This window comes from Streptomyces sp. bgisy130 (assembly GCF_057708345.1).
The window spans coordinates 1-10,609 of sequence record NZ_JBYISA010000080.1; the positions used below are offsets into that span (position 1 = coordinate 1).

The window sequence follows — 10,609 nt, forward strand, 5'->3', positions numbered from 1 at the left end:
GGGGGGGGGGGGGGGGGGGGAGGGGGGGGGGGGGGGGGGGGGGGGGGGGGGGGGGGTGTGGGGGGGGGTTGCCCCCCCTGGTGGTTGCCCCCCCCCCCCCCCGCCCCTCACCCCACCCCCGCCTCGCGCTCCGCTCCCGTCTCCGTGATCACCCCATCGCTCAACTCCAGGACGCGGTCGGCCAGGTCCAGGAGGTTTGCGTCGTGGGTGGCCACCAGCGCCGTGACACCCTCGCTGCGGACGACGGCGCGCAGCAGGTCCATCACCTCCATGCCGGTCTCGGCGTCCAGTTGGCCGGTCGGCTCGTCGGCTATGAGCAGCGCGGGGCGGTTGGCGAGTGCACGGGCGACGGCCACACGCTGCTGCTGACCACCGGAGAGTTCGCCGGGCCGCTGCTCGGCGTGCTCGGCCAGGCCCACCAGCGACAGCAGAAGCGCGACGCGGTCCTCACGCTCGCGCGGTGGGACCTTCCGCAGCCGCAGCGGCACCCCGACGTTCTCGGCGGCGCTGAGTATCGGTATCAGCCCGAACGACTGGAAGACGAAACCTATGCGGTCCCGCCGCATCTCCAGCAACTCGCTCTCGCCGAGGTCGGCCAGCGGTGTGCCGTCGACGGTGATCCGCCCGGAGTCGGGGGTGTCCAGACCGCCGATGAGGTTGAGGAGAGTCGTCTTGCCCGATCCGGAACGGCCGCGCAGGGCGACCACTTCGCCCCGCGGAACGCTGCACGACACCCCACGCAGGGCGTGTACGGTACCGGCGCCGACGCCGTAGCTGCGGTGCAGGTCCTCGACGACGACCATGGCACCGCCCGCCGGCGGATCAGCGACGGCCACTCCTGCCCGCGTCTCCGCCTCCAGCGCCTTGTGCCTCTTCTTCCGCACCCAGCCCCTGCGCCCGCTCTCACCCGACACGCTTCCCCCGCCACTCATGAGCTGCTCCCCCACTCCCTCTCGTACCGCTCCTCCGCACCGGCCCCCAGCCGCTGCCGCAGGACCGGACCGTAACGCCAACTACCCCTGCTTGACAGTGACTTAGCCGCCTCATCGAGGGGCCTAGATCGCCTGCCGATGACGTCAGTATGCGTACCGCGCGCTTCGGCAGGCAACGCCTGTGGATAACTCTCGGACCGGCTCCGCCGCACGCTCCGGACCGGCCCGGATCAACGCCGCATCAGCTAGATACCGACCCGGTTCATTCCTCGGGCCCAGCCCAGCCGCCGACCACAACCACAACCACAACCACAACCAGTCTCCCCACCCTCAACCAGCGACCGTTCAGCATCACCTTGCGCAAAACCGACCGAGCGGCCCCGGGGAGATCTCCCCAAGGCCGCCCGTCCTGTCCCCCAGCGGCAACGCACCCTCGATACGCCAACCGCCGCACCCACCAGCCGACTCAGCCACACCGCCCCGTTCAGCCACCCGACCGGCTCAGCCAAACGGCCTGTTCAGTCAGGCCCCAGGGTCACCCGCGCTAGCCCCTCCCCGCCCTCGACACCAGCTCCTTCAGCCCGACGTTCAGCTCCAGAACATTCACCCGCGGCTCCCCCAGAAATCCGAGGTCGCGCCCGTCGGTGTGTTCCTCGACCAGCTTCTCCACCGCGTCGGCGGGGAGGTGGTTCCGCTGGGCGACCGTGGCGGTCTGTAGTTGGGCGTAGGCCGGGGAGATGTGCGGGTCGAGGCCGGAGCCGGAGGAGGTGACGGCGTCCGCCGGGACCTTCGACTCGGGGACGTTGTAGGTGGTGGAGACCCAGTGCCGGCGTTCCTTCACTGCCTTGATGAGGTCGGTGTTGGTGGCGCCCAGGTTGGAGGCACCGGAGACCTGGAGGTCGTACTGGGGGTTGACGCCGTTTGCCTTGTTGCTGCCCAGCCCCGCCGAGGGGCGCGGCTGGAAGTACTTCAGGTCGGGGAGGGGCTCGCCGTGCTTGTCCTGGCCCTTGTCGTAGCGCTGGCCGATCAGCGAGGAGCCGACGACCTTGCCCTGGGAGCGCACCTCGGACCCGTTGGCCTGATCGGGGAACGCCGCCTGCGCCACCCCGGTGACCGCCAGCGGGTAGAGGACGCCGCAGACCACGGTCAGTACGAGCAGGGCGCGCAGGCCCGCCCCGATCAACCGGGCGGTGTTGCGTACGGAGTTGTTCACGGCGGTCACCCGATTCCGGGAATCAGAGAGATGAGCAGGTCGATGAGTTTGATGCCGATGAAGGGCGCAATGAGGCCACCGAGTCCGTAGACCGCCAGGTTGCGTCGCAGCATCTTGTCGGCGCTTACGGGGCGGTACTGCACGCCCTTGAGGGCGAGCGGCACCAGCGCGACGATGATCAGGGCGTTGAAGATGATCGCCGAGAGGATCGCGGAGTTGGGGCCGGCCAGCCGCATGATGTTGAGGGTGTCCAGGCCGGGATAGGCCACCGCGAACATCGCCGGGATGATCGCGAAGTACTTCGCAACGTCGTTGGCGATGGAGAAGGTCGTCAGTGCGCCCCGGGTGATCAGCAGTTGCTTGCCGATCTCGACGATCTCGATGAGCTTGGTGGGGTTGGAGTCCAGGTCCACCATGTTCCCGGCTTCCTTGGCGGCCGAGGTGCCGGTGTTCATGGCCACCCCGACATCAGCCTGGGCGAGCGCCGGGGCGTCATTCGTACCGTCACCGGTCATCGCGACCAGCTTGCCGCCGGCCTGTTCGCGCTTGATGAGCGCCATCTTGTCCTCGGGCGTGGCCTCCGCGAGGAAGTCGTCCACGCCCGCCTCGTCGGCGATGGCCTTGGCCGTCAGCGGGTTGTCGCCCGTGATCATGACGGTCTTGATGCCCATCTTGCGCAGCTCGACGAAGCGTTCGCGCATGCCGTCCTTGACGACGTCCTTGAGGTGGATGACTCCCAGGACGCGGGGGCCGTTCTCGTCCTCCAGGGCGACCAGCAGCGGGGTGCCGCCGGCCTGCGAGATGGCGTCGGTGAGCTGCTGGGCGTCGTCGGCGACCGTGCCGCCGCGCTCCTTGACCCAGGCAATGACCGAACCGGACGCGCCCTTGCGGACCTTGCGTCCGTCGACGTCCACACCCGACATCCGGGTCTGGGCGGTGAAGGCGATCCACTCGGCGTGCTCCAGCTCGCCCGGATGAAGGGCGCGAAGCGCTTCCCCTGAAGGGTGGTGGTGGGCGACGGGTGGGAGCTCGCGCAGCCCGTACTTCTCCTTGGCGAGGACGACAATGGAGCGGCCCTCAGGGGTCTCGTCGGACAGTGAGGACAACTGAGCGGCGTCCGCGACCTCGGCCTCGGTGGTGCCGCGTACGGGCACGAACTCGGCGGCCTGGCGGTTGCCGAGGGTGATGGTGCCGGTCTTGTCGAGCAACAATGTCGATACATCGCCTGCGGCTTCGACGGCGCGGCCGGACATGGCAAGGACGTTGCGCTGCACCAGTCGGTCCATGCCGGCGATGCCGATGGCCGAGAGCAGTGCGCCGATCGTCGTCGGGATCAGACAGACCAGCAGGGCGAGCAGCACGATCATGGGCTGTTCGGCGCCCGCGTAGATCGCGAACGGCTGGAGGGTGACCACCGCCAGCAGGAAGACGATGGTGAGCGACGCGAGCAGGATGTTCAGCGCGATCTCGTTGGGCGTCTTCTGCCGGGCGGCGCCCTCGACGAGGTTGATCATCCGGTCGATGAAGGTCTCGCCGGGCCTCGTCGTGATCTTGATGACGATGCGGTCGGAGAGCACCTTCGTCCCGCCGGTGACGGCCGAGCGGTCGCCGCCGGACTCGCGGATGACCGGGGCCGACTCGCCGGTGATCGCGGACTCGTCGACGGAGGCGACGCCTTCGACGACATCGCCGTCACCGGGGATGACGTCACCGGCCTCGCACACGACCAGGTCGCCGATGCGCAGCTCGGTGCCGGGCACCTGCTCCTCCACCACGCCGTTCAGCCGGCGGGCCACGGTGTCGGTCTTGGCCTTGCGCAGGGTGTCGGCCTGCGCCTTGCCGCGGCCCTCGGCGACCGCCTCCGCCAGGTTGGCGAAGATGACGGTCAGCCACAGCCAGACGGCGATCGCCCAGCCGAACCAGTCCGACGGGGACATGCAGGCGAAGACCGTGGTCAGCACGGAGCCGACCTCGACCACGAACATCACGGGGGACTTGGCCATCACCCGCGGGTCGAGCTTGCGGAGGGCGTCCGGGAAGGACTTGAGCAGCAGCTTGGGGTCGAAGAGGCCGCCGCCCACCCGGCCGTCGCCGGGCTTGTGCCCGCTGGGGACGTCCTGGTGCGGAGCGCGCGTCGGTGTGGCGGTGGACATGGAGCCGGGCTCCTCCGGTTTCACGGGGGCGGTCATGACAGACCCTCCGCCAGGGGCCCGAGGGCCAGCGCCGGGAAGTAGGTCAGACCGGTGATGATCAGGATCGTGCCGACCAGCAGCCCGGCGAAGAGCGGCTTCTCGGTACGGAGGGTGCCCGCGGTCTCCGGGACCGGCTGCTGCTCGGCGAGCGAGCCGGCCAGGGCGAGCACGAACACCATCGGCAGGAAGCGGCCGAGCAGCATCGCCAGACCGATCGTGGTGTTGTACCAGGGGGTGTTGGCGTTGAGGCCGCCGAACGCGGAGCCGTTGTTGTTGGCGCCGGAGGTGAAGGCGTACAACACCTCGGAGAAGCCGTGCGAACCGGCGCCCAGCGCCTTGGTGTTGAGCATCGAGCCCACTGCGTCCGGCAGCACCATCGAGGCCGCGGTGAAGCCGAGCACCAGCGTCGGGGTGATGAGGATGTAGCAGGCGGCCAGCTTGATCTCGCGGGTGCCGATCTTCTTGCCGAGGTACTCGGGTGTCCGGCCCACCATCAGACCGGCGATGAACACGGCGATGATCGCCATCACCAGCATGCCGTAGAGACCGGAGCCGACGCCGCCGGGGGCGATCTCGCCCAGCATCATGCCGAGCAACTGGATGCCGCCGCCGAAGGCCGTGAACGAGGAGTGGAAGGAGTCGACCGCGCCGGTGGAGGTGAGCGTGGTGGCCACCGAGAAGATCGCGGAGGAGCCGACGCCGAAGCGGGTCTCCTTGCCCTCCATGGCGGCGCCCGCGGCCTCCAGGGCCGGCCCGCCGTGCGCGAACTCGGTCCACATCATCAGCGCCGTGAAGCCGAGCCAGATGACGCCCATCGTGGCGAGCACGGCGTAGCCCTGCTTCACGTTCCCGACGAGCTTGCCGAAGGTGCGGGTCAGCGCGAAGGGGATGACGAGGATCAGGAAGATCTCGAAGAGGTTGGTGAAGGCGGTGGGGTTCTCGAAGGGGTGGGCGGAGTTGGCGTTGAAGTAGCCGCCCCCGTTGGTGCCCAGTTCCTTGATGACCTCCTGGGAGGCGACCGCACCACCGTTGGTCTGCTGGGAGCCGCCCATGAACTGGCCGACCTCGTGGATGCCGGAGAAGTTCTGGAGGGTGCCGCAGGCGACCAGGACGAGCGCGCCGATGACGGCGATCGGGACGAGCACCCGTACGGTGCCGCGGACCAGGTCGGTCCAGAAGTTGCCGAGCTCCCCGGTGCGCGAGCGGGCGAAGCCGCGTACCAGGGCGATGGCGACGGCCATGCCGGTGGCGGCGGAGACAAAGTTCTGCACCGCGAGGCCGGCGGTCTGCACGGCGTGGCCCATGGCCTGCTCGCCGCTGTAGGACTGCCAGTTGGTGTTGGCGACGAAGGAGGCCGCGGTGTTGAACGCCTGGTCGGGGCTGATCGACGCGAAGCCGAGGGACAGCGGCATCCCGCCCTGGAGGCGCTGGAGCAGGTAGAGGAAGAGCACGCCCGCCGCAGAGAACGCCAGGACGCTGCGCAGGTAGGCCGGCCAGCGCATCTGGACGTCCGCATTGGCGCCGATGCAGCGGTAGATGACCTTCTCGGCACGGAGGTGCCGAGGAGAGCTGTAGACGGCGGCCATGTAGTCGCCGAGGGGACGGTACGCCAGGGCCAGCGCCGCGACGAGCGCGGTCAGCTGGAGCACACTCGCGAGGACAGGGCTCATCTGGCCCGCCGCGGCAGCAGCAGTCGACACCTCAGAACCTCTCCGGGAAGACGAGGGCGAGGACGAGATAGCCGAGCAGGGCGACGGCCACGATCAGGCCGACGATGTTTTCGGCGGTCACAGCTTCGCCACCCCCTTGGCGACGAGGGCCACCAGCGTGAAGACCGCGATCGTGACGACGACGAAGGCCACGTCGGCCATCGTGTGCTCCTAGATGGATGGGGCGGACAGGACCCCTAGAGCAAAGCGCCCTTCCCGGCTCGCGTGACCGCTGTTGACGCCTCCCTTACGGCCATTAGCGCTCCGTTGACGGCTTTCTTACGCACCACGACCTGACCTGCACAAACGGAAGGGCCCGCACCCCCCATCGGGGAGTACGGGCCCTTGTGACCGTCATGTTCCGGCCGTCACCGGGCGCCTTGTGCGCCGCCCGGCCGCCGGTGGGTGTCAGCGGATCTCGGTGATCTCCGGTCCGCGCTCCAGCCGCTCCACACCGCCGCCGAAGCGCGACTGCTCGACCGGCTCCTGCTGCACCCCGTCCGGCACCATCTGGGCGTCGTCCGGCAGCTTCAGGACGATCGGGTCGCGGGGCGCCATCGGGGCATCGCCGCGGATGATCACGGTGTCCCGGAAGATGTGCTCCAGCACGCCCGCGGCCTGCGGCTGCACCGCGCCCTGGCCGGAGATCACACCCCGCAGGAACCACCGGGGGCCGTCGACACCGATGAAGCGCACGACCTGCACCCCGTTGGTGCCGTCCGGCAGCTGTACGGGTACCTGGGCACGCAGCTCCCAGCCCAGCGGGCCCTCGACCTCGTCGATGACCCCGCCCTGCTGGGTGATGCCGGAGGCGATCTCCTCGCGGACCTCGCCCCAGATCCCCTCGTTCTTGGGGGCGGCGAAGGCCTGGAGCTGTACGGCACTGTCCTGAAGCACCACGGTCGCGGCGACGATGGCGTCACCGGCGACCTCCACCCGGAGTTCCATGCCCTCGACACCGGGCACGAACAGCCCGCCGAGGTCCACCCGGCCCTCGCCGGGCTCGGAGACCTCCGACGCGTCCCAGGGACCGTCGGGACGCGGCGCGGGCGGAAGGCTGAGCCGCTGCTGCTCCGCGTCGTCCTCGTCGGCGTCGCTCACCGCTCGCTCGTCGGCGAGCGTGGTGTCCTTGGCCGACTCTTCAGGAGCCTCGTTCTTCTTGCGACGTCCGAACACGTCACTGTCCTTCCCGGTCGGCACCGACCGATGCGTATTCATTCCCGCCCGTGGAGCCGCCCACCGCCGCATGACCGCCGGTGGAACCGAATCCCCCCTCGGCCCGCGCCGAGCCGGGAAGTTCCGCCACCTCGTGGAAGCGCACCTTCTCGACCTGCTGGACGACCAGTTGGGCGATCCGGTCGAATCGTTCGAACCGCACGCGCTCGCGCGGGTCCAGATTGACCACGATCACCTTGATCTCTCCACGGTACCCGGCATCCACCGTCCCGGGGGCATTCACCAGCGCCAATCCGCAGCGCGCGGCCAGCCCCGACCGCGGGTGCACAAAGGCCGCGTAGCCGTCGGGCAGCGCGATCGACACCCCGGTGGGCAGCACGGTGCGCTCCCCCGGCGCCAGCTCGGCCGCCTCCGTGGTCACCAGATCCACGCCCGCGTCGCCGGGATGCCCGTACGACGGAACGGGCACATCCGGGTCCAGCCGGCGCAGCAGCACATCCACCGGATTCCGTACCTGACTCACGGGTTCACCTCGAAGGCACGCGCTCGTTTGACCTGGTCCGGGTCGGACATCGCCGCCTGGATCTCCTCGGTCCTGCCGTTGTCGATGAAGTGGTCGACCTTCACCTCGATGAAGACGGCTTCGGCGCGCACCGCGACCGGGCCGTCCGGGCCGCCTATGCGCCCCACGGCCGTCGAATAGATCTTTCTGCGGTGCACGGCGGTGACCCGCGCGTCCAGGTGCAGCACAGTGCCCAGGGGGACCGGCCGTACGAAGTCGGTCTCCAGGCGGCCGGTCACCGCGATCACCCGCAGCAGCCAGTTCAGCGAGCCGAGCGTCTCGTCCAGCGCGGTGGCCAGCACTCCGCCGTGCGCCAGACCCGGCGCGCCCTGGTGGGCCTCCTTGACGGTGAACTCGGCGGTCACGCTCACGCCGTCGCCGGCCCGCGCCTCCAGGTGCAGACCGTGGGGCTGGCCGGTGCCGCAGCCGAAGCACCGGTCGTAGTGCGCGCCGAGGAGTTCGCCGGGTGCCGGCGCCTCGGCATGCCGGACCGGAGCGACGGCGTCCCTCGGTGGCGTCAGCCGCGACGGCTCCGTCCGCGTTCTGTCAGTTCCACTCACGAGTGCAGACCCTACCCGCGCGCGTAGCGGGCCCGCGCCGCCGTGCCAAGCTGGAGCCATGCAGTCGTACGAAGAACGTCTCACCGCGCCCCGGTCCTGGTGGGTGATCGCCGCGCTGATCGGCGTCGCCTGTGCCCTGATGCTGCTGCCCCTGGGGACGCTCCCGATGCTCGGCGGGCTGATCGGCGGCGCGGCGCTGGCCGCGGTGGGCGTGAGCGGGTACGGCTCGGCGCGGATCCGGGTGGTGGGCGGCGCGCTGATCGCCGGCGACGCGAAGATCCCGGCGACGGCACTGGGCGAGGCGCGGGCGCTGGACGCGGACGAGGCGCTGGCGTGGCGTACGCACAAGGCCGACGCCCGGGCGTTCATGCTGCTGCGCGGCTATATCCGCACCGCGGTGCGGGTGGAGATCACCGACCCCGAGGACCCGACGCCGTACGCCTATCTCTCGACCCGGGAGCCGGAGCGTCTGGTGGCGGCACTGACGGCCGTACGCAGCTGACCTGCGGTTTCCGGCCCGGATCAGTCAACCGGCGGGAGCGGGGGCCGGCCGGTGCCCTCGCCGTCCGTGCGGGCGGCCGGCGCGGAGTCGGGGAGGGCTTCCCAGGAGACCTGCTTCGTGCGCAGGTCCTTGCGGACCTTGTCCGCGAGCTTCCGGGTGTCCCTGCGGTTCATGAACGCGCCGACAGAGGCGCCGATCATGAACGGGATGAGGTTGGGGAGATTGCGCAGCGTGCGCTTCATGATCTGCTGGCGCAGTTCGCGCCGCATCTGCATGCCGAGGGCGATGTTCAGCGAGGTCGGTTTCGCGATGTCGATGCCCCGCTCCTCGGTCCAGGACATCAGGTAGGCCATTCCCCGCTGCCGGAAATTGCCCGGCGGCCGCAGGCCGTAGACCTCGTGCAGCTCGGCGATCAGCTTGATCTCGACCGAGGCGACGCCGGTGACCTCGGCGGCCAGCTCGGCCGGCATGGCGGGCGGTACGGGCAGCATCGCTGCCGCGCCGACGCCCGCTCCGACGGTGGCGGTGCCCTTGCAGGCACCCGCGACGAGCGTGTCGGCCAGGTCCTCGGGGGTCAGTCCGGGGAACTGGGCGCGCAGGGTGGCGAGGTCGCGGACCGGGATCCGCGGGGCGAGCTCGATGATCCGGTCGGCGACCACGGCGAGCCCTGCCCGCACCCTGCCGCCGGCACCGCGACCGAGCACGGCCGCGAGCGAGGCCGTGCGGCCTCGCTCCTTCGATGCACCGGTCGTCCGCTCCGCGGGGAGGGCGGTCGGGTCGGCGGGCACGGGCGCGGTTTCCTCGCGTGATCGTGCGCCGGCCGCCGGTCCTTCGGCGCCCTTGGGTCCCTTACGGAACGGGTTCACGCCTGCCACGGCGCAGACCGTTCTCAGGCCGCGCAGTCGCGGCAGATCGGGTTGCCGTTCTTGTCCTCCGCGGCCAGCTGGCTGCGGTGGTGGACCAGGAAGCAGCTCATGCACGTGAACTCGTCCTGCTGCTTGGGCAGCACGCGCACTGCGAGCTCTTCGTTGGAAAGGTCCGCGCCCGGCAGCTCCAAGCCCTCGGCCTGCTCGAACTCGTCGACGTCGACGGCCGAGGCGGACTTGTCGTTCCGCCGCGACTTCAGCTCTTCAATGCTGTCCTCGTTGAGGTCGTCGTCGGTCTTGCGTGGGGTGTCGTAATCCGTAGCCATTTTCGCTCTCCCCCTCTGGGTGTCTGCGGTGTCTCAGCGCTCGTAACGCGTGAGAGGCCGGACTTGTGCCCGACCTGAGGCGGAGATTTTGCCTCACATCAAGGTCTGTTACTCAATCGACACCCAACCGCACCCCTGAAGAGGTGATCGGTTTGGATGGCGATCAGGACCGTACACGGTCCGAAAGTCGCACCTCGCGCAGCCCACCACCTGTACTTCCCGTGATCCGACCCCCCGGAAACCCGGACTTCCCCGGCATTCCGACGGGCATTTTGATCACAGAGCGTAGATGGCTGGAATTTCGCGCCTGTGAGGGATCACACACGCAAAGACCGGCAGGCGGACCGGTTCAATTCCGCGCAAAGCGAACTCGGGGCGAAGGATCCATGCCGACCCCCCTTCTCGTCAAACCGGGAGGCGAGGCGGTGTACGGCCGCGAGACGAGCGATCGTACGCACAGATGTCCGATGCCTGCCCACGGGGGCGTACAGGCGCTCCAGCGGGCGTACAACCGCGCTCCGGCCTGCGTCAGAGCGGCAGGACGACCCGCATGATCAGCCCGCCGCCCTCC

The 10,609-nt window shown here is 69.7% G+C and carries 11 protein-coding genes; 1 reads left to right on the forward strand and 10 read right to left on the reverse strand.

Annotated features, from left to right (window positions below):
• Positions 1-107: 107 nt before the first annotated feature.
• From AC3EUV_RS37735 to AC3EUV_RS37770, 8 genes are all read right to left on the reverse strand, one after another.
• On the reverse strand, positions 108-803 hold the full coding sequence (locus AC3EUV_RS37735) for an ABC transporter ATP-binding protein (RefSeq protein ID WP_435604857.1): 696 nt from the start codon (positions 801-803) through the stop codon (positions 108-110).
• Positions 804-1,476: 673 nt separating this feature from the next.
• Entirely contained in the window at positions 1,477-2,145 is a 669-nt protein-coding gene (gene kdpC / locus AC3EUV_RS37740) for a potassium-transporting ATPase subunit KdpC (RefSeq protein WP_432147072.1), read from the reverse strand.
• 5 nt (positions 2,146-2,150) lie between these two features.
• On the reverse strand, positions 2,151-4,298 hold the full coding sequence (gene kdpB / locus AC3EUV_RS37745) for a potassium-transporting ATPase subunit KdpB (protein ID WP_435604858.1): 2,148 nt from the start codon (positions 4,296-4,298) through the stop codon (positions 2,151-2,153).
• A gap of 32 nt (positions 4,299-4,330) precedes the next feature.
• Complete coding sequence (gene kdpA, locus AC3EUV_RS37750) at positions 4,331-6,007, reverse strand: potassium-transporting ATPase subunit KdpA (protein WP_435604859.1); 1,677 nt, start codon at positions 6,005-6,007, stop codon at positions 4,331-4,333.
• Between the two features lie 31 nt (positions 6,008-6,038).
• Entirely contained in the window at positions 6,039-6,128 is a 90-nt protein-coding gene (kdpF, locus tag AC3EUV_RS37755) for a K(+)-transporting ATPase subunit F (RefSeq protein WP_055544543.1), read from the reverse strand.
• Between the two features lie 326 nt (positions 6,129-6,454).
• Positions 6,455-7,222, reverse strand: a complete 768-nt coding sequence (locus tag AC3EUV_RS37760) for a DUF3710 domain-containing protein (protein WP_432147071.1) — start codon at positions 7,220-7,222, stop codon at positions 6,455-6,457.
• A 1-nt stretch (position 7,223) separates the two neighbouring features.
• Positions 7,224-7,745 carry a dUTP diphosphatase gene (dut, locus tag AC3EUV_RS37765; RefSeq protein ID WP_042159747.1) on the reverse strand — a complete coding sequence of 174 codons (522 nt, stop codon included), beginning with the start codon at positions 7,743-7,745 and terminating at the stop codon, positions 7,224-7,226.
• Positions 7,742-8,344, reverse strand: a complete 603-nt coding sequence (locus AC3EUV_RS37770) for a PaaI family thioesterase (RefSeq protein WP_432147070.1) — start codon at positions 8,342-8,344, stop codon at positions 7,742-7,744. The genes dut and AC3EUV_RS37770 overlap by 4 nt, the downstream gene beginning before the upstream one ends.
• 58 nt (positions 8,345-8,402) lie before the next feature.
• On the opposite strand from AC3EUV_RS37770, the gene AC3EUV_RS37775 reads away from it, so the two are divergent.
• A complete protein-coding gene (locus tag AC3EUV_RS37775) occupies positions 8,403-8,846 on the forward strand; it encodes a DUF3093 domain-containing protein (RefSeq protein WP_432147069.1) in 444 nt (147 codons plus the stop codon).
• A 20-nt stretch (positions 8,847-8,866) separates the two neighbouring features.
• Here AC3EUV_RS37775 and AC3EUV_RS37780 read toward each other — a convergent pair whose 3' ends face one another.
• Positions 8,867-9,721, reverse strand: a complete 855-nt coding sequence (locus AC3EUV_RS37780; protein ID WP_432147068.1) for a hypothetical protein — start codon at positions 9,719-9,721, stop codon at positions 8,867-8,869.
• A gap of 14 nt (positions 9,722-9,735) precedes the next feature.
• On the reverse strand, positions 9,736-10,038 hold the full coding sequence (locus tag AC3EUV_RS37785) for a DUF4193 domain-containing protein (protein WP_016575747.1): 303 nt from the start codon (positions 10,036-10,038) through the stop codon (positions 9,736-9,738).
• Positions 10,039-10,609: the final 571 nt, after the last annotated feature.

Bases quoted from the DNA above. Each gene is read 5' to 3' on its own strand.
- AC3EUV_RS37785 (WP_016575747.1), bottom strand. From the start codon at position 10,038: ATGGCTACGGATTACGACACCCCACGCAAGACCGACGACGACCTCAAC.
- kdpA (WP_435604859.1), bottom strand. From the start codon at position 6,007: ATGAGCCCTGTCCTCGCGAGTGTGCTCCAGCTGACCGCGCTCGTCGCG.
- AC3EUV_RS37775 (WP_432147069.1), top strand. From the start codon at position 8,403: ATGCAGTCGTACGAAGAACGTCTCACCGCGCCCCGGTCCTGGTGGGTG.
- kdpB (WP_435604858.1), bottom strand. From the start codon at position 4,298: ATGTCCACCGCCACACCGACGCGCGCTCCGCACCAGGACGTCCCCAGC.
- AC3EUV_RS37735 (WP_435604857.1), bottom strand. From the start codon at position 803: ATGGTCGTCGTCGAGGACCTGCACCGCAGCTACGGCGTCGGCGCCGGT.